At 73.9% G+C, this 17891-nt stretch carries 14 protein-coding genes and 1 pseudogene; 11 read left to right on the top strand and 4 right to left on the bottom strand.

The features are described from left to right. Positions 1 to 62 precede the first annotated feature (62 nt). From ACFYYR_RS20070 to ACFYYR_RS20060, 3 genes are all read left to right on the top strand, one after another. Positions 63 to 407 (top strand): DUF742 domain-containing protein, encoded by a 345-nt coding sequence (locus tag ACFYYR_RS20070; protein WP_388854898.1) that lies wholly within the window; start codon positions 63 to 65, stop codon positions 405 to 407. Beyond that, complete coding sequence (locus ACFYYR_RS20065; protein WP_388854895.1) at positions 388 to 1062, top strand: ATP/GTP-binding protein; 675 nt, start codon at positions 388 to 390, stop codon at positions 1060 to 1062. Before ACFYYR_RS20070 ends, ACFYYR_RS20065 begins: the two co-directional genes overlap by 20 nt. Before the next feature lie 277 nt (positions 1063 to 1339). Beyond that, entirely contained in the window at positions 1340 to 3619 is a 2280-nt protein-coding gene (locus ACFYYR_RS20060) for an FUSC family protein (protein WP_388854892.1), read from the top strand. 187 nt (positions 3620 to 3806) lie between these two features. Here ACFYYR_RS20060 and ACFYYR_RS20055 read toward each other — a convergent pair whose 3' ends face one another. Then, positions 3807 to 4376: a DinB family protein gene (locus ACFYYR_RS20055; protein WP_388854889.1), complete on the bottom strand. Its 570-nt coding sequence runs from the start codon at positions 4374 to 4376 to the stop codon at positions 3807 to 3809. A gap of 240 nt (positions 4377 to 4616) precedes the next feature. Further along, complete coding sequence (locus tag ACFYYR_RS20050; protein WP_388854886.1) at positions 4617 to 5045, bottom strand: PPOX class F420-dependent oxidoreductase; 429 nt, start codon at positions 5043 to 5045, stop codon at positions 4617 to 4619. 135 nt (positions 5046 to 5180) lie between these two features. On the opposite strand from ACFYYR_RS20050, the gene ACFYYR_RS20045 reads away from it, so the two are divergent. Both ACFYYR_RS20045 and ACFYYR_RS20040 read left to right on the top strand, forming a co-directional pair. Next, complete coding sequence (locus ACFYYR_RS20045; protein WP_388854883.1) at positions 5181 to 5591, top strand: roadblock/LC7 domain-containing protein; 411 nt, start codon at positions 5181 to 5183, stop codon at positions 5589 to 5591. Between the two features lie 533 nt (positions 5592 to 6124). Beyond that, positions 6125 to 7186 carry a DUF6397 family protein gene (locus tag ACFYYR_RS20040; protein ID WP_388854880.1) on the top strand — a complete coding sequence of 354 codons (1062 nt, stop codon included), beginning with the start codon at positions 6125 to 6127 and terminating at the stop codon, positions 7184 to 7186. Between the two features lie 291 nt (positions 7187 to 7477). On the opposite strand, the gene ACFYYR_RS20035 is transcribed toward ACFYYR_RS20040, so the two are convergent. Beyond that, positions 7478 to 8344 carry an acyl-CoA thioesterase gene (locus ACFYYR_RS20035; RefSeq protein ID WP_388854877.1) on the bottom strand — a complete coding sequence of 289 codons (867 nt, stop codon included), beginning with the start codon at positions 8342 to 8344 and terminating at the stop codon, positions 7478 to 7480. A 705-nt stretch (positions 8345 to 9049) separates the two neighbouring features. Continuing rightward, positions 9050 to 10471, bottom strand: coding sequence for an alpha/beta fold hydrolase (locus ACFYYR_RS20030; RefSeq protein ID WP_388854875.1), 1422 nt, complete (start codon positions 10469 to 10471; stop codon positions 9050 to 9052). A gap of 270 nt (positions 10472 to 10741) precedes the next feature. On the opposite strand from ACFYYR_RS20030, the pseudogene ACFYYR_RS20025 reads away from it, so the two are divergent. The 6 genes and pseudogenes from ACFYYR_RS20025 to ACFYYR_RS20000 form a co-directional block, all read left to right on the top strand. Then, positions 10742 to 11980, top strand: a pseudogene (locus ACFYYR_RS20025) (ATP-grasp domain-containing protein); the annotation flags it as partial. Between the two features lie 377 nt (positions 11981 to 12357). Next, a complete protein-coding gene (locus ACFYYR_RS20020) occupies positions 12358 to 13224 on the top strand; it encodes a Rossmann-like domain-containing protein (RefSeq protein WP_388855424.1) in 867 nt (288 codons plus the stop codon). Continuing rightward, positions 13221 to 14375: a PLP-dependent cysteine synthase family protein gene (locus ACFYYR_RS20015; protein ID WP_388854872.1), complete on the top strand. Its 1155-nt coding sequence runs from the start codon at positions 13221 to 13223 to the stop codon at positions 14373 to 14375. Before ACFYYR_RS20020 ends, ACFYYR_RS20015 begins: the two co-directional genes overlap by 4 nt. Beyond that, positions 14372 to 15613: a dipeptide epimerase gene (locus ACFYYR_RS20010; RefSeq protein ID WP_388854869.1), complete on the top strand. Its 1242-nt coding sequence runs from the start codon at positions 14372 to 14374 to the stop codon at positions 15611 to 15613. The genes ACFYYR_RS20015 and ACFYYR_RS20010 overlap by 4 nt, the downstream gene beginning before the upstream one ends. Then, complete coding sequence (locus ACFYYR_RS20005) at positions 15610 to 16890, top strand: MFS transporter (RefSeq protein ID WP_388854866.1); 1281 nt, start codon at positions 15610 to 15612, stop codon at positions 16888 to 16890. The genes ACFYYR_RS20010 and ACFYYR_RS20005 overlap by 4 nt, the downstream gene beginning before the upstream one ends. Continuing rightward, a complete protein-coding gene (locus ACFYYR_RS20000; RefSeq protein WP_388854864.1) occupies positions 16887 to 17669 on the top strand; it encodes a class I SAM-dependent methyltransferase in 783 nt (260 codons plus the stop codon). Before ACFYYR_RS20005 ends, ACFYYR_RS20000 begins: the two co-directional genes overlap by 4 nt. Positions 17670 to 17891: the final 222 nt, after the last annotated feature.

The following is a 17891-nucleotide window of genomic DNA, read 5'->3' as shown; positions in this document are numbered from 1 at the left end:
CACCCCGGCACAACGGGCACTGGTTCGACTCCGCGGCGGGCCCACTCGTCCGCCCCTACGCCATGACCGACGGACGGACCCGCCCCGAGCCCGGATCCCCGGCCCTGGATCTGGACCTGGACCTGGACCTGCTCAGCCACGTCACCGCCGACGGCCGGACCCTCGACGGCGCCGGCCCCGCCCGCCTCGGCCCCGAGCACCGGACGCTGCTCGGCCTCTGCCGTTCCCGGCACCGCTCCGTCGCCGAACTGGCCGCCGCATCCGGGCTCCCGCTGGGCGTGGTGCGGGTGCTCCTCGGCGACCTGCTGGCCCTCGACTGCCTGCGCGTCAGCCGGCCCTCGCCCCCGGGCCACCTTCCCGACCAGGACATTCTGAGAGAAGTGATCGATGGACTCCGTGCGCTCTGACGTCACCGACCGCGACGTCACCGACCGCGACGTCACCGACCGCGACGTCACCGACCGTTCTGCGGCACCCGCCGCCGAGCCCCCCGAACCGGATCTCGCACTGAAGATCCTCGTGGCGGGCGGCTTCGGGGTGGGCAAGACCACCCTGGTCGGCTCCGTGAGCGAGATACGCCCGCTGCGCACCGAGGAACGGCTCAGCGCCACCGGGCAGCACATCGACGACACCTGCGGCGTCGACCGCAAGACCACCACCACCGTGGCGCTGGACTTCGGCCGCATCACCATCCGTTCCGGCCTGTCCCTCTACCTCTTCGGCACCCCCGGCCAGGACCGTTTCTGGTTCCTGTGGGACGAGCTGTCCACCGGCGCGCTCGGCGCGGTCGTGCTCGCCGACACACGCAGGCTGGAGGAGTGCTTCCCGGCCGTCGACTTCTTCGAACACCGCTCCATCCCGTTCGTGGTGGCGGTCAACTGCTTCGCCGGGGCCCGGACGTACGGCGCCCACGAGGTGTCGCGCGCCCTCGACCTCGAACGGGGCACCCCGGTGGTGCTGTGCGACGCGCGGGACCGGGACTCCGGCAAGGAGGTGCTGGTCCGGCTGGTCGAGTACGCGGGCCGGGTGCACTCCGCGCGGCTGCTCGCCGAGGTGGGCTGACGCCGCCCGCGTCACGCGCTGACCTCGGATCACCGAGGCGAGGTGCCGCACCGGTTCGCACCGGCGCCCGCGTCCCGTCGGGGACGGGCGCCGCGGGGAGCGGCCCCGGCACGCGGGACGGGGCGGGATGCGGGACCGACACCCGCACGGAGCCGGACCGGAGCGCCGGGCTGCATCCGGGGTGCGGTATGAGAAGAATGTCGCGCATGACCTGTGCGTGGATCCGCCCCGGACCGGCCGTGGACCGCCGTGGCCGGACGATCCGGGGCGGCCTGACGTGACGCCGTTGGACACCCTCCGCCGCAAGGATCCGGGCCTGGTCGTCGTCCGGCAGGCCGCGCGGGTGACGCTCGTGGCCTGCATCGGCTTCTACCTCACCCGCTATGTGTTCGACGACGCCGTGATGGCGGTGTACGCGCTGTTCGGGGCGGTGGCACTGGGGGCGCTGTCCCGGCTGCCACCACCGCCCCGGCGCCAGTCCCGCATCTGCCTGGGAGCCCTCCCGGCAGCCTGGGTGCTCGTCACCGCCGGAACCGTGCTGGCCGGCAACACCTGGGCCGCGGCCGCCGGCATGGCCGTGGTGGGCTTCGTCGTCAGCTTCGCCGGAGTGGCCGGACCCGCGCTCCGCGGAACCGCCAACGGCCTCCAGCTCTTCTACATCCTGCCGTGCTTTCCGCCCTACGCACTGGACACGCTCGACTCCCGGCTGACCGGTGTCACCATCGGCGTCCTGGGCCTCGCGGTGGCCCAGCGGTTCCTCTGGCCCGACCCGGTACCCACCCGGTACGAGGAGCGGCTGGCCCGGGCGGCCACCGCGCTGGCCGCCTGGCTCGGCCGGCTGCCGGCACCGGACCGGAACCCCGCCCCGGACAGCGGCCACCACCCGGCCACCACGCCGGAGCACGGCCACACCACCGGGCAGGCGCCGGCCGCCCCGGATCCGGAGCGGGCCCCCGAAGCCCCGGCAGACCGGGACGCGGAAGCCGCCGCCGAGGCGCTGACGGCCCTGAACGCGCTGCGGCCGATCCACCTGCCCCATCTGGAGCGGCCCGCCTCGCCCTCCGCCCACGACCGCGCCCTCAGCCAGGCGGCCATGGCACTGCGCCGGCTGGGCACCCACCTGGAGGACCTCGCGGGCGCCCGCCCGGTGCCGCCCGCCGCGGCCGGCCACGCGCTGCTCGCCGAAGTGGCGCGGACCCTGGACCGCACGGCGGACGCGTTGACCGCCGGCGTCGTACCGGCGGACGCCCCCCTGCTGGCCCACGGCCTCAAGGCACTGGCCGAGGAGCGGGCGGGCGCGCTGCGGACCGACCCAGGCGACTGGGCGCGCCGGGCCCCCTGGGACGTCCTGGCCCGGCAGGCCGCCCTCAACGGCCAGATCTTCGTCACCGCGAGCCGGGTCGCTGCCGAGGGACGGGCCGCGGTGAGCCGGGTGGCACCACCGTTCCGCTACGCCCGCCAGTCTGCCGCCGCCCTGTGGATGCGGCGCTTCCACGCCCATCTGACCCGCCGTTCGGTGTACTGGCAGGGGGCGGTGCGCACCGCTCTCGCCCTGGCCGCGGCCCGGCTGGTGGTGGCACCGCTGGCGCTCACCCACGGCTTCTGGGTCCTGCTCGCCACCCTGACGCTGATGCGCGGCACCGCCGCCGACACCCGGACGTCGATGCGGCAGGCGCTGATCGGCACTCTCTGCGGCGCGGCGTCCGCGGCCGTCGTCCTGACCGCCGTGGCCGACCACAATGTGGTCTACCGGCTGCTGCTGCCGCCGCTGATGTTCTTCGCCTTCTGCGCCTCGCTGATCGGGCCGGCGGCGGTCCAGGGCCTCTTCACCCTGGTGGTGTCGATGGCGTTCGCCCAACTGTCCCCGGTCAACTGGACGCTCGCCGAGGTGCGGTTCGTCGACGTGCTGGTGGGCGGTGTGGTCGGGGCCCTGATCGGGACGGTCGCCTGGCCGCGGGGGAGCTCCGCTGAACTGTGCCGCCTCGCTGCGGAGTTCATGGACCGCGCCGGCGCGGCCGTACGCGCCGCGGTCGACATGGTGTCCGGCCCGCCGGGCGATCCGGTGTCCGTCACCGCGGCCCGCACCGCCAACGCGGCGGCCCGGCAGACGATGGGGCTGGCCCAGGCCGCGTACGAGATGTACGCCTCCGAGCGCACCGACCCCGCGCTGCCGCACGTCGACTGGCAGGCGCTGTTCGGCACCGGCCGGGAGATGGTGCTCGGCGCCGAGAGCCTGACGGTGCACTACCCGCCCGGGGCACTGGACGCGGGCCCCGGGGTGCGCGGACATCTCACCGGGGTGGCGCGCCGCGTCGAGGAGGAGGGCGAAGCGCTGGCCGCGCGGCTGGGCAGCGGCCGGCCGGTGCGGTGGTGCGGGGAGAACGCCGACGGGGCCGTGCCCGAGGTCCCGTCGGTGACCCCGGGCATGGACAGCCGTGCCGTCCTCGGGGCGACGAACACCGCGGTCTGGCTGCATCTGGTCACCAAGGACCTCTCCGCGCTGGGCCCCGAGCGGCCGGGGACGGTGCCGTCCCGCGGCCGCAGCGGGATCCGCTGAGGGGGCCGGCCCGGCGCGCCCAGGAGAGGGGAAGCGGTGCGGCGGAGCGAGGTGGGGCGGGTCTCGTCTCCCGCGCGCCGGCAGGTGGCGTTCCGGGCTGCCGGGGAGGTGACCACCGGCCGGTCACGCCGAGGCCTTCACTCCGGGGTGACGCGCCGATGGGGGCGGGCGTGACATCCCGACCCGGTCACTGGCCCACCCTTCCGTCGACGCACTCGCGCAACAGGTCGGCGTGCCCGCAGTGCCGGGCGTACTCCTCGACCCGGTGCACCAACAGCTCCCGGACCGCGATCCCGTCCTTCCCCACGCGCTCGCCCAGGTCGGGGTGCCCGGCCAGCGCTGCGTCGGTCGCGGCCTGCTCACGCTCCAGATCGGAGAACGCGGCGTCGACCACGGCCTGCTCGGCGACAGCTCCGATGAAGTCCGCGTCACGCTCGCCGTACAGCTTCGGCAGCGGGTCGCCGTCGCTGATCCAGTTGCGCCAGTCCCGTTCCACCTCGGCGAGGTGCCGGACCAGGCCGAGCAGCGACATCGTCGACGGCGGAACCGACCGACGGGCCAGCTGCCCCGCATCCAGGCCCTCGCACTTCATCCGCAGGGTCATGCGGTAGTTCGTCAGGAAGTCCTGCAGCGTCGCCGACTCGCCGTCGGGGCCGGGGCCGTCGTTGTTGCGGGGATCCTTGTCCGGGTCGGCCCACATATCGGGGTGGACGGTTGCCTCGGTCCATCGCGCGGGTTGGTCATTCATACCGAGCATGTTCGCCTGCGACGGTCCGGGCGTGCCACGGAGTTCTCGCTTCGGGGTGATGTCATGGGGCATCGGAAGGACGCGCCACCCGGGCTCGTCCCGTTTCGGCGACGGGGCCGCTCCAGTCGGGCCCCTCCAGCAGACCGGGCCGCTCCAGCAGCAGGTCGGGCCACTACGGCAGCGGCCGGCGGACCGGGCCGATAGTACCGCCGCTGCGGTGGCCGTCCGGTGGGTCGGCCGGCCCCTTCGCTAGTCGGCCAGGCCGGCCATGGCGACGACCCGGTCGATGTGCACCCGCACCAGCACCTCGCCCGGCACGGCGTTCCGCGTGCCGAACTCCTCGGCGTGATCCGCCCCCATGTAGCGGGCGGCGATCCGCGTCGCCCACTTCCGGAGATCCGACAGGTCCTCGCTCAGCTCGGCCCGTCCGGTGAGAGTGACGAACGCGAACGGCGGCCGGTCGTCGTCCACGCAGATGGCCACCCGCTGCTCACGGGCCAGATTGCGCCCCTTGACGGTCTCCTTGCCGGTGGTGAAGACCAGATCGTCGCCGTCCAGCAGGAACCACACCGGGGCGACGTGCGGGGCCCGGTCGGCCCGCACGGTCGACACCTTGGCGGTGCGGGTACCCTGCGTGACGAACGCGCGCCACTCGTCATGACTCATCGTGTGTGCCATGCGGTCCATCCTGTGCCATGGGTGAGGGCACCGCGCGCTGCGACGCCCGGTCCGTGGTCAGCGGGTTGCCCAGATGGCCGAGGTGGGACAGGCTGGCACGGAAGTCGCACCGAACTGCCGACGGGGAGGCACCGCATGGCCCTCGACAAAGAACTCGACTGGCTGCTGGACGATCTGACGAAACGGGTTCCGCACATACGGCACGCCCTGGTGCTGTCCAATGACGGTCTGGTGACCGCGGCGAGTGAAGCACTCGCGCGGGAGGACGCGGAACACCTCGCCGCCGTCTCCTCCGGGCTGCACAGCCTTGCCAAGGGCTCGGGGCACCACTTCGGTGTCGGCCGGGTGCGGCAGACCATGGTCGAATTCGACGACGGCGTGCTGTTCGTGACGGCCGCAGGCGACGGCAGCTGCCTGTGCGTGCTCGGCACCGCCGATGCCGACATCGGTCAGGTGGCCTACGAGATGACGCTGCTGGTCAACCGCGTCGGTGAGCACCTGGCGGTCGCCGCCCGGCAGCACGGCGGGACGATCAGCGGCCTCTGACGCCGTGAGCGGAACGGAACTCCCCGCGGTTCCGTTCCGTTCCGCAGGGCTGTGGGCTGTGGGCTGTGGGCTGTGGGCTGTGGGCTGTGGGCTGTGGGCCCGCGGCTCTCGGTTCTCGTCGATTGGCTGCTCGCTGCGCTCGATGGGCGGGTGCTCGGGGCGGGCCGGCCGCACGGCCCGGCGCATGTTCGGAGGGGGCGGCTCCCCGCACGGTCGTCCCTGACGGTTTTTCCGATGGTGCTCCTCCCTGTCGTCGTCGCTCCGTCTGCCGCCGGCCCGCGGAGGGAGCGGTCTCCGGGACGTCGTCCCGGCGGCTGCTCCTGATGGGACGTCCCGCAGGGAGGTCTCTCAGCGAGGCTTCTCAGAGAGGCCTCTGCGGCGCGACGGGGTGGCCGCCACCGCACTCGCGAAGAGTTATCCACAGGCCCCCGCGGTATGAGCCGAACCCGGCTACGGTCGTCACCGAGAGTGAACGGATCGTGGAGCGTGGCCGGGGGAGGACCGTCATGGCAGTACGGCATGGAGTGCAGGGAGTGCCGGGTACTGAGGAGACGCTTGCGCTCGGAAGGGCCGCGGAGGAGTTGGGCCTGAAGCCGAGGGAGTTGGACCTCGCGGTCCAGCTGGACGAAGTGCGGACGGTCACCGAGCACGGCTCGGGGCGCCGACGGGTGCCGCGAGCCGAGGTGTCCCGGCTGACCCGGGGCGAGGGCTTCCCGCGGGGGCTGCGGGAGCGCGTCCGACTTCTGGGGACGGCAGCGGCGGCGGAGCTGATGGGGATCACGCCGGAGCGCTTCACCCGTCTCGCGAAGGTGGGCTGCTTCAGCCCGGTGACCTTTCGTCTCAACCGCTATCGGGCCGTGGTGTGGCTGTATGCCGCAGCGGAGCTGCGGACGTTCGCGGCTCGCCATCCGGGCCTGCTGACCGGCAGTACACCCAGGAACCTCCGGTCGATGCTGGACGCCGGAGAGGACTGGCGGGCCCGGAACTGGCGCAGTCGCCGGATCGGGCAGCTGGTGCGGCAGACGGAGGACCCATGGGAGCGCGCGGCGGTATCAGCCGCGGTGCTCAGCACCGAGGAGCTCGCGGCCGTCGTCGACGATCCCGCCGAGCGCGACTACCTGCGGGGGCTGCGGCCCGCCCTGGTGCCCGTGCCCCGTGTCGAGACTCCGACCTGGAGCGTGGTGCGGCGGCTGATCACCGCGGATGACCCGGACGAGATCCTCTGGCACCGGATCGGTCTGGTGCTCTCCATGGAGGAAGCGAGAGCGGCCCGTCCGGCGCCGGACGCCCCGTCCGACCGGAGGCCGCAGCCGGAACCGCACGACGGGGCCGATCCGTTGGGCGAGTCCGCACCAGAGGAGCCGCCACGGTACGACGAGCGCGGTCCAGGGGGTGGGTCCGTCGCCACAGCCCTGCCTGCTCCGACCGCTCCGATCGATTCGACTGGTCCGGCCGCCCCGGTGGTCGCCGTGCCGCGGGCCGGCCGTCCCGTGGTGGGTGGGTCCCGTCGGCCACCGGGACGGAAGCCGGAGACCGGCAGCCGTCGGACGCCTGCACCGGGCCCGGATGGCCCGCGGCGCCCCCGGGGCAGGTGAGGGCCATGGGAATGGACGGTGTTCACGGCCGTGTTGGTCGTGTCCTCTCGGCCCACAGCCGATGGGGCCATTGCCTCCGGGCATGCGCTTCCGGAGTCCCTGCTTCCCAGGAGTCCCGGTCTGCGGATTCTCGGTCCTCGGGTTCGTGGTTGCCGAAGCGCCGGTCCTCGGAGCCGAGAGTCTCTGTGCCCGTGCCCGTGCCCGTGCCCTGTGCTCCGTGCCCGGTGCTCCGGTGCTCCGGGCCAGCGCCCCTGCGGCTGGGCCACCGGGCCTCTGGACGAGGTCCCGGCCTCAGTCGTCGAGCCTGCGGAACAGGCCCTCCTGCATCACGGACACGAGAAGTCGGCCTTTACGGTCGAAGATCTGGCCCCGTGCCAGCCCGCGCGCTCCCGTCGCGATGGGGGACTCCTGCTCGTACAGGAACCACTCGTCCGCCCGGAACGGCCGGTGGAACCACATGGCGTGGTCCAGGGAAGCGATGTCGAACCCGCGCGAGCCCCAGAGCGGTTCCACCGGTACGCGGACCGCGTCCAGAAGCATCATGTCGCTTGCGTAGGTGAGGGCGCAGGTGTGGGTCAGTTCGTCGTCACCCAGCGGTCCGACGGCCCGCATCCACACGGCGCTGCGCGGCTCCACGCCGTTCAGCTCTTCCTGGGACCAGCGCAGCCGGTCGACGTAGCGAATGTCGAAGGGCTGCCGCCGGGCCATGCGCTCCAGCCTCTCGGGCAGCGCACCGAGGTGTTCCCGGATCTCGTCCGCAAGGTTCGGCAGGTCCTCCGGCCCGGGGACCTGGGGCATGGGCAGCTGCTGTTCGATGCCGGACTCCGGCAGGTGGAAGGAGGCAGTCAGGTTGAAGATGGTGCGGCCCTGCTGCACGGCCACCACGCGACGGGTCGTGAAGGAGCGGCCGTCCCGGACCCGCTCCACCTGGTACACGATCGGCACGCCGGGCCGCCCGGGCCGCAGGAAGTAGGCGTGCAGGGAGTGCACGGGCCGTTCTCCGTCCGTGGTCCGCCCCGCCGCCACCAGGGCCTGCCCGGCAACCTGGCCGCCGAACACACGCTGCAGGGACTCGTCAGGACTGCGCCCGCGGAAGATGTTCAGCTCGATCTGTTCCAGATCGAGCAGGTCGACGAGCCGCTCGGCGGGATTGGTCATCACTGCTCCTCGTCTCGTGTCCGGCACTCCCGGTGCCGGGTGCGCCGGACCGGGTCTGCCGTACGGATCGTGCTGGTCCCACGTGCCCGGGGGCCGCACCTCACGGCGGTGTTCCCGGCCGGCGATGCTCCGGATCCGGGAGGGCGTCTCCGCCGGGTGGCGCTCCCCGGGGCTGCGGTGGGGAGGTGGCCCGGACCGGGCCTCGCTCCTCTGCTGAGCCCGGTTCGGAAGACAGACCTTAGAGCGTGATCCGGCCATCCCCGTACTCCGGGCTGTGGCCGGGTGGTGAATCCCGCGCAGGGGACTCCGTGCTGCTTGCGTCACGGGATGCGCAGAAGAGCCGAGGTCGGACAGCGCGTCGCCGAACGGGGAATGGGTCAGGGGAGGGGAGGGGGAGGGCCCCCACCCGGACGGGAGTCCCGGCAGCACCGCCCCATCGAGTCGGCCCCCCGCTTGCCTGTCCGCACACGCACCTCAAGCCACACCCCGTCCCTCCCCTCCGCGCCCTCCCCGTCCCCCGTCCGGCGTCCCACCCGGGCCCGCCGCGTACGACACTCGCCGTCTGCCCGTGCGTCCCCTATGAGCCGGTTGCGCCCGCACGATCCGGACGGGCACTCGGACGAACCGGGCGGCCCGGACGGGCACTCGGACGAACCGGGCGGCCCGGACGGGCACCCGGACGAACCACGCGGCGACCTGTCCCCCTCACCCCGACGTACCGTCAGCGGGGTTCGGCAGTCCGGGCCCCGTGCAGTGGACGTCCTGCCGTGGCACCGTGCCCCGCACCAGGTACTCGGCGGCGGTGGTGTCCACGCAGGCGTTGCCGCGGCTGGCGAAGACGCCGTGCGAGTAGTCCTGGTGGAGCGTCACCAGCCGCGATCCGGGCAGTCGGCGATGCATGGCCCGCGCCCCCGCGAGCGGGGTCACCGGGTCGTGCGCCGAGTTCACCAGCAGGACCGAGGGGACGGCGGCGGAGCCGAGCGCCGTCCGGCGGTCCGGCCGGTGGGACCAGTAGGCGCAGGTCCAGGCCTCCATGCCGGTGAGCACCGGCAGCGGGTCGCGGGAGCGCAGCCGGTCCAGGTCGTGCCGGATCCGTGACGGGGTGGGCCCGGGGCCGTCGGCGCATTTGACGGCACGGTTGGCGGCTTCGTAGGTCCGGGACTCGGGACCCGCGAACGGCTCGGCGGGGCGCAGGCCGTCCACCGCGCCGTGGTCGAGGTAGGCACGGATCCCCGCGGCCACCCCGGTCCAGCGCTCGGTGCGGCCGAGCGCCCGGTAGACCGCCCGGTCGAACGCGGCGGGGCCGAATCCGTCGACCGGACGCCCGGCGAGGCCGAGGCGGGCGCGCGTGTAGTGGGCGCGGACCTCCGCGCGGGTCGCGCCCAGCCGGAACCGGGCGGGGTGCGCGGCCGCCCAGTCGAAGAACCTGTCGCGCGCCCGGAGCAGCGCCTCGGCCTGCCGGAGGTCGAAGTCGTGCCAGTCCTCGGGGGCGACGACGCTGTCCAGCACCATGCGATCGACCCGCCGGGGGTGCAGCGCGGCGTAGGCGGCGCCCAGATAGGTGCCGTAGCTGACGCCGAGGAAGCTGAGCCGGCGCTCGCCGAGGGCGGCGCGGATGGCGTCCATGTCCCGTGCCGCCTCGGTGGTGCCGAGGTGGGGGAGGGCGGTGCCCGTTCCGGAGGCGCAGTCCTCCGCGGTGTGCCGCAGGCTGTCGAGCAGCGCGCGCTCGGAGGCCGCTTCGTGCGGCAGAGGGTCGCGTCCGGGCGCGTCGAACAGCCCGCCCATGGGGCCGCAGTCCGCCGGGCCGCTGCGCCCGGTGCCGCGCGGATCGAAGCCGATCACGTCGAACGAGCGGCGCACCGGTTCGGGCAGTTTGGCCCGCTTGGTGGTGGCGTAGTCGAGTCCGGTACCGCCCGGCCCGCCGGGGTTGACCAGCAGAATGCCGCGCCGCTCGGACGGCTTCCCGGACGCGGGGATGCGGGATATCGCGATGTCGGTGCGGCGGCCCTCGGGGTGCCGCCGGTCGAGCGGTACGCGGAGCGTGGCGCACTCGATGCGGTCGGGTGCGGGCGGGGCGGGGACGTCGGCGGGGCACGGGGTGAAGCGCGGCCGCTCGGCGGATGCCACCGCGCCTCCTGCCGGTGCGGCCCCGGCGCGGGCCGGAAGGGCCGGCGTGACCGAGGTCACGAGGGCGACGGCCGTGCAGAACAGGGCGGGTGAACGCCAAGGGCGACGCGGTGCGGGGGAGTTCATGAGGCTCGTCTCTCGATAGGGGGATCGATGCGCGGATCGATGTGCGGAGGGGCTCCGGGATGACAATGAAAATGATTATCGATATCGTCTTGCTCGGTCAACGCCGCTGCCCCGACGACGGGCCGGACCACTGGAAGGGACACCGTGGGACATCTGTTGATGATCGAGAGCTGGGTGGGAGCCATGAGCAGGCTTCTGCCGCGCGCCATCGGCGAAGCCGGGCATCGATTCACGTTCCTCACCAGGGACCTGCACCACTACCTGAGGTCCGCCCCGCCCGGCGCGCCGCATCTGCTCGCCGCGCACAACGTCGTCACCGCGGACACCAACGACCTGTCCGCCCTGCTGCCCCACGCGGCCCGGCTGCACGAGGTGCTGGAGTTCGACGGCGTGCTGTCGTCCTGCGACTACTACCTCCCGGCCGTCGCACGCGTCGCCGAACACCTCGGGCTTCCCGGGCCCGCCCCGCAGGCCGTGGAGGCCGCCTGCCGCAAGGACGCGACCCGACGGGCCCTGGAGGCCGCGGGGGTGCCGGGCCCGCGCTACGCCGTGTGCGAGGACTGGACCGAGGTAGCGGCGGCTGTCGAGCGGATCGGCTTCCCCCTGGTCGTCAAGCCGGTCGATCTGTGCGCCGGAATGTACGTGCGGGAGGTTGCCGACAAGGCTCAACTGGCCGACTGCTACCAGGCGCTGCGCGCCTTCCCGGTCAATGCCCGGGGGCAGCGCCGTACCCCCGCTGTCCTGCTGGAGGAGCTGCTCACCGGGCCGGAGGTGAGCGTGGAGACCGTGTCCCACGACGGCACGTGCCAGGTGGTCGGGGTGACCGACAAGAGTGTGGGCGGCGCCCCGTCGTTCATCGAGACCGGGCACATGTTCCCGGCCGGACTGGACGCGGACCAGGAGCGCGCCGCGGCCGGCACGGCGGTGGCCGCGCTCGCCGCCCTCGGACTCGACCAGGTGGTCGCCCACACCGAGATCAAACTGACGGACCGGGGCCCGCGCGTCGTCGAGGTCAACCCGCGCCCCGCGGGCAACCGCATCACCGAACTGGTGCGGCACGTCAACGGAGTCGACCTCGCCGCCGCGGCCGTCGACGTGGCGCTCGGCCGCCGGCCCGATCTGCACCCCCGCCCCACAGGAGTGCACAGCGCGGCCATCGGCTTCCTGCTGCCCGACCGGGACGGCGAACTCACCGGCTTCGACGGAGCGGACGCCGCCGGACGGGCGCCCGGGGTCCGGGAACTGCAACTGGCCGAACCCGGCCGGACGGTACGCACGGCCACCAGCAACAACGAGTACCTGGGGCATGTCCTGGCCGTCGACACCACGGGGGCTGGAGCCCGGTCCAAGGTGGCGGAGATCCTCGCCGGACTGCATCCCCGGTACGCTGGTGACGGAACCCTCGGCCCCGCGGACGCAGGTACGGACGGCCCGCGAGGCACGAACGCACCACGTGACAGGGACGCACCACGCGACAGGGACGCACGACGTGACAGGGACGTCCCACGCGACACCGACGCCCCACGAGGTACGGGAACCACGGAGCCGGGGGAGCCCGCGGAGCCGGCCGGACCGTACCCCGCCGAGCTGCGCCCGGTGCGGCCGGCCGGTCACTCCTCCCCGGCCCGACAAGAGCGTGAGCATGCGCCTGCGCCTGCCGATGCCGGGGAGGGTGTCCGGTGAACGCCGCATCCACCGCATCGAGTGTTTCCATCGCCACCGCATCGACGGTGTCCACCGCCACCGCCTCGACGGTGCCCCTGGCCACTGCGTCAACCGTGCCCACCGCCCCGGTCCCTGCCCGTACCTGGGCCGAGCTCGTACGTCGGGTCCGGGACGGGGAGTTCGGCCCCGATCCGGTCCGGCTGCGCATCACCCTCGCCTTCACCACCTGCCAGGCGGTGCGCCACGACGGGCGCTCCGGCGGCTATCGCAACGAGGTCCTCAGCCTGCGGCTCGCCGAGGCCGTCGGCTCGTGCGCCGTGGAGCCCGGTGAGCTGTCTCCCGCGACCCTCGACGAGTGCGTCGGCGCCGATGTCGCCGGGCTGCTCGGCCACCCGCTGCGGGCCGTGCGGGTCGCCGCGCTGGACGCCTATCTGATGCACCGGCTCCCGCACGCACCCGGCCAGGGGGCGCAGCCGTATCCGCTGCCCGCCGGGAGCAGCCTGGACAAGTCGCGGGCCCGCGCCCGGGCCGTCGTCGAGCTGCTGCCGCCTGCTCCCGCGGTGCGGCGGGTGCTGGTCGTCGGCGTCGTCAACTCCCTGCTGGAGCAGTTGCGGGAGCGCGGCACGGCGTACGTGCCCTGCGACCTCAAGGGCGGCACCACGGAGTGGGGAGACCGGATCCGCACCGATGCCATGGCCGAACTCCCGCACTGCGACGCGATCCTGGCCTCGGGGATGACGCTCGGCAACGACACGTTCGAGCCGCTGCTGGAGCACGCCCGCGCCACGGCCAAGCCGTTCGTGGTGTTCGCGCAGACCGGCAGTGCCGTGCTGCCGCGGTTCCTCGGCGCCGGGGTCACCGCGGTCAGCGCCGAGCCCTACCCCTTCTTCTGGCTCGACGGTGGCCCCGGAACAGTCCACCGCTACGGCGCGGCCCCGCACGGCGCGGGAGGTGCCGGATGACCACGACCGTCACCGAACAGCCCGCCGCACCGGAGCTGCTGGCCCTGCTGGGCCGTACTCCCATGGCCCGGATCACCGCGCCCCTGCCGCTGCCCCACCCCGGCTTCTGGGCGAAGCTGGAGGCCCAGGGCGCGGGCGGGATGAAGGCACGGGCCGCCGTCGCCATGCTGCACGGTGCCCGGACCCGCGGCGAACTGCGGCCCGGCGCGCCCGTCGTGGAGTCCACCTCCGGCACGCTCGGGCTCGGGCTGGCCTTCGCCGGACAGGCCCTCGGCCACCCGATCGTGCTCGTCGGCGACACCGAACTCGAAGCGTCCATGCGCCGGCTGCTGCGGGCCCACGGAGCGCGGCTCGAACTCGTGGACCGGCCCGCGCCCGTCGGCGGCTGGCAGGCCGCCCGCATCGCCCGGCTCCGTGAACTGCTCGCCGAACTCCCCGACGCCTACTGGCCCGACCAGTACAACAACCCCGACAACACCACCGGGTACGCCGCCATGGCCGCCGAGATCGGCGACGCGCTCGACCACCTCGACGTGCTGGTGTGCAGCGTCGGCACCGGAGGGCACAGCGCCGGGATCACCGGGCCGCTGAGGCGCCGCTGGCCCGGACTGCACGTCATCGGGGTGGACTCCATCGGCTCCACGATCTTCGGACAGCCCGGCCGACCCCGGCTGATGCGGGGCCTCGGCAGCAGCATCCACCCGCGCAACGTGCGGCACGAGCTGTTCGACGAGGTGCACTGGGTCGGTCCCCTCGAGGCCGTGGACGCCTGTCGGCGGCTGGCCCGGGGCTGCTTCGTCAGCGGGGGCTGGAGCACCGGGGCCGTCGCCCTGGTCTCCGCCTGGGCGGCCCGCACCCGGCCGGGAGCGGCGGTCGCCACCGTCTTCCCCGACGGCCCGCACCGCTACCTCCACACGGTCTTCGACGACGACTACTGCCTGGCCCACGGCCTCGGCACCGGAGGGCCGCCCGCCGACCGGCCCGTCGAGATCCCCCATCCGTGCGCCGTCGAGGCCACCGGCTGGACCCGCTGCCGCACCGTCGTCGACCCCGGGGCGCAGGGAACGCCCCGGGCGCCCGGAGCAACCGGAACGCCAGGAGCACCCGGCGTGCTCGGACCGCACCGCCCCCGCCAGGAGGACCGGCCATGAGGCTCACCGTGCGCACCACCTCCCTCGACCTGCGGGAACCCCTGCGGATCTCCCGCTCCGTCATGTCCTCGCGCGACGCGGTGTGGGTGCGTGTGGAGCACCGGGGCGTGTCCGGCCACGGCGAAGCCGTCGGCTCCGCCTATCTCGGACTCGCCGCGGCCGACGCCGCCCGCGCGCTGCACGGCCTCGCGCCCGCCCTCGCGCGCTTTCCCGACCCGGAAACCGCACTGGACACGCTCCACCACGGTGGACTGCTGCCGCTCGGCACACCCGCCGGTGTGGAGGCGGCCGTGGAGAGCGCACTGCTCGATCTCGTGGGCCGGCGGGCCGGCCTTCCGCTGCACGCGCTGCTCGGCGCACCGGCCGCACCGGCCGCCGCCACCGCCCGCACCATCGGCATCACCGGCCCGGACCGGGCCGCGGCACAGGCCCGCGCCCTCGTCGGCCAGGGCTTCACCGTCCTCAAGATCAAGGCCGGGTCCCCCGATCCGGCGGAGGACCTGGACCGGGTGGCGGCGGTGCGGGATGCGGCGGGCCCCGTCCGGCTGCTGCTCGATCCCAACGGCGCCTGGAGCCCCCGCCGGGCCGAGAAGCTGCTGCCGCGTTTCGCGGCGGCCGGGGTCGAGGCCGTGGAACAGCCCATCGCCCCGGGCGATCCGGACACCCTCGCGCTGCTCGCCGAGCACTCCCCGCTGCCCGTGATCGCCGACGAGGACGCGACGGGGTACGAGGACACCCTGCGTCTCGCGGGCCGCGTCCAGGGCGTGAACATCAAGCTCGCCAAGTGCGGCGGTGTCCACCGGGCGCTGCGGATCTGCGCGGCCCTCGAAGGCAGTGGCACCGGCGTCATGCTGGGCTGTCTCACCGCCAGTTCCCTCGGCATCGCCCCCGCCGTGCACCTCGTGGACCGGGCCACCTGGGTCGACCTCGACGGTCATCTCCTGCTCGCCCGCGACCCCTGGCAGGGGATCGGCGGCACCGACGGCACGGTCCGCGCCGCACCGGAACCCGGCCTCGGCGTCTCGGCCGTGGACCACCACGTCTCCGCTGGGGGCCACCACGTCACCGCCGCGCACCGCACCCCGCCGGGCCACCCCACCTCACTACCGCACCGCACCCCATCCGGCATCCGCCCCGGCCCTGAACCACGCACCACACCCCAAGAACCACGCACCACCCCCGCAGAACCCGCAGAACCCGAAGAACCCGCAGAACCCGAAGAAGAGGCCGCCCCGTGAAGACCCTCCGAACCGTCCGGGACTTCCCCCTCGCCGTACAGCTGCTCCTGGTCAACCAGCTCGGCGTCAACACCGGCTTCTACCTGCTCATCCCCTATCTCGCCACCCACTTGGGCGAGGACCTGGGGATGAGCGCCGCAGTCGTCGGCATCGTGCTCGGCGTGCGGAACCTCAGCCAGCAGGGCCTGTTCATCGTCGGCGGCTCGGCTGCCGACCGGCTCGGCGCCCGCGGAGTGATCATCGCGGGCTGCGCCCTGCGCACGGTCGGGTTCGGCCTGTTCGCCCTGGGTGACGACCTCCCGGTGCTGATCGCCGCCTCCGTACTGAGCGGGCTGGCGGGCGCGCTGTTCAACCCGGCCGTCCGCGCCTACCTCTCCGTCGAGTCCGGGGAGCGCAAGGCCGAGGCGTTCGCGCTGTTCAACATGTTCGCGACGACCGGCGCACTGATCGGCCCGCTGCTCGGCAGCGCCCTGCTGCTGGTCGACTTCCGGGCTTCCGCGCTCACCGCGGCCGGGATCTTCGCCGTCCTCACCATCGCCCAGGCGGTCGTACTGCCCGCCCGTGAGGTGCCGGCGAACCGGGGCGGCGTGCTGGGGGACTGGCGCGAAGTCCTCTCCAACCGCCGCTTCCTGGCGTTCTCCACCGCCATGGTCGGCATGTTCACCCTGGAGAACCAGCTCTATCTGCTCCTCCCGGACGGCGCCCGTGCCGCGACCGGACTCCCCGGGGCGGCGAGCGCGGTGTTCCTGGTCGGCACCGTCGCCAACCTCGCCCTGCAACTGCGCGTCACCACCCGGCTGAAGCACCGCGGCAGCCGGGGACGCTGGATCACGGCCGGGCTCGTCCTCATGGGACTCGCGTTCCTGCCGCCGACGGCGGCCCTCGGCGGACCGCCCGCCGACGGGGCGGGGGAGGCGGCGCTGCGGCTGCTGCCCGTCCTCGCCGGAGCGTTCCTGCTCTACCTCGGCATCATGGTGGCCCAGCCGTTCGTCATGGAACTCATACCCGAGTTCGGCCGGGAAGAGCTCACCGGCACCTACTTCGGCATCTTCTACGTCGTCTCCGGCATCGCCGCCGCCGTCGGGAACACCGCCGTCGGCTGGGCCATGGACACCGGCCGGGGCACCGGCCGGGACTGGCTGCCCTGGCTGTGCTGCCTCGCCTTCGGGCTCCTCTCGGCCGCCGGGGTCGACCGGCTGCGGCGGCTCCGCGCCCTGCCCGAGCCGCAGCCCCGGCCCGCCGCTGCCACCGCCGCCTCCCGGGAGAAGGTGTCATGAGCGGGAACCTGCTGACCGACCACCCGGAGCTGTACGAGGCCCAGTTCCCCGACCACGATCGCATCGCCGCTCGCTGGGCCGAGGACGTGCTGCTCCGGCACGGCGCGGGGCACCGGATACTCGACGCGGGGTGCGGCACCGGCCGCGACGCGCACTGGCTGCACCGGCAGGGCCGCGACGTGCTCGGCATCGACCTCGCCGGGACCATGCTCGACCACGCCCGCACCCGTCACCCCGGCCCCGACTACCGCCGCGCCGACCTGCGCACCTTCGACCTGGGGCGCACCGTCGACGCCGTGCTGTGCCTGGACAGCGCCCTGCTCTACTGCCACACCAACGACGAGCTGACCGGCTTCCTGGACAGCTGCCGACGGCATCTCGCCCCCGGCGGCCTGCTCGTTGCCGAGATGCGCAACGGCGCGTACTTCCTCGGCCGCACCGACCTCCTCGACCGGCCGCGCACCCGCGACCTGACCTGGCAGGGCACCACCCACACCTCGACCACCACCCTCCGGGTCGACCGCACTGCCCAACTGCTGCGCCGGCGGCGGGTGTGGACCTCCGACGCCGGAACACCGCCGGTGGAACAGCACTCCGCCTGGCGGCTGCTCTTCCCGCAGGAACTGCGCAACGTACTGGCCTCGGCCGGGTTCGAGGTGCTGGAACTGCACGACGGCCCCGGCCCGCGCACCGATCCCGCCTGGCGCCCCGGCGGACCCGCGCCCACCGGCACCGCCGACGGGGACCGCCTGCACCTGGTCGCCCGGCTGTCCCCCTGACCCGCGGCCCCGACACCCCTCGCCCGATGGCGTGGTCCCGCGCCGACGCACCGCGTACCGCGCACCGCGTACCGCGTACCGCGTACCGCGTACCGCGCACCGCGTACCGCGTACCGCGTACCGCGCACCGCGCACCGCGCACCGCGCACCGCGCGCCTTGCGCCGCCGACGCACGTGCGCCTTGCACCGCCTCCGCACCGCGGCCCCCGGCCGCCGACGCGC

It is taken from the genome of Streptomyces sp. NPDC001922, from assembly GCF_042891165.1.
Taxonomy (GTDB): Bacteria; Actinomycetota; Actinomycetes; order Streptomycetales; family Streptomycetaceae; genus Streptomyces.
Note: the sequence above shows the minus strand (reverse complement) of the source record. Positions and strands in the feature narration are given on the sequence as shown.

Excerpts from the sequence above, each read along its gene's own strand:
- ACFYYR_RS20070 (WP_388854898.1), top strand. The coding sequence starts at position 63 with ATGACCGACGGACGGACCCGCCCCGAGCCCGGATCCCCGGCCCTGGAT.
- ACFYYR_RS20065 (WP_388854895.1), top strand. The coding sequence starts at position 388 with ATGGACTCCGTGCGCTCTGACGTCACCGACCGCGACGTCACCGACCGC.
- ACFYYR_RS20055 (WP_388854889.1), bottom strand. The coding sequence starts at position 4,376 with ATGCTCGGTATGAATGACCAACCCGCGCGATGGACCGAGGCAACCGTC.
- ACFYYR_RS20050 (WP_388854886.1), bottom strand. The coding sequence starts at position 5,045 with ATGGCACACACGATGAGTCATGACGAGTGGCGCGCGTTCGTCACGCAG.
- ACFYYR_RS20045 (WP_388854883.1), top strand. The coding sequence starts at position 5,181 with ATGGCCCTCGACAAAGAACTCGACTGGCTGCTGGACGATCTGACGAAA.
- ACFYYR_RS20035 (WP_388854877.1), bottom strand. The coding sequence starts at position 8,344 with ATGACCAATCCCGCCGAGCGGCTCGTCGACCTGCTCGATCTGGAACAG.
- ACFYYR_RS20015 (WP_388854872.1), top strand. The coding sequence starts at position 13,221 with ATGACCACGACCGTCACCGAACAGCCCGCCGCACCGGAGCTGCTGGCC.
- ACFYYR_RS20010 (WP_388854869.1), top strand. The coding sequence starts at position 14,372 with ATGAGGCTCACCGTGCGCACCACCTCCCTCGACCTGCGGGAACCCCTG.
- ACFYYR_RS20000 (WP_388854864.1), top strand. The coding sequence starts at position 16,887 with ATGAGCGGGAACCTGCTGACCGACCACCCGGAGCTGTACGAGGCCCAG.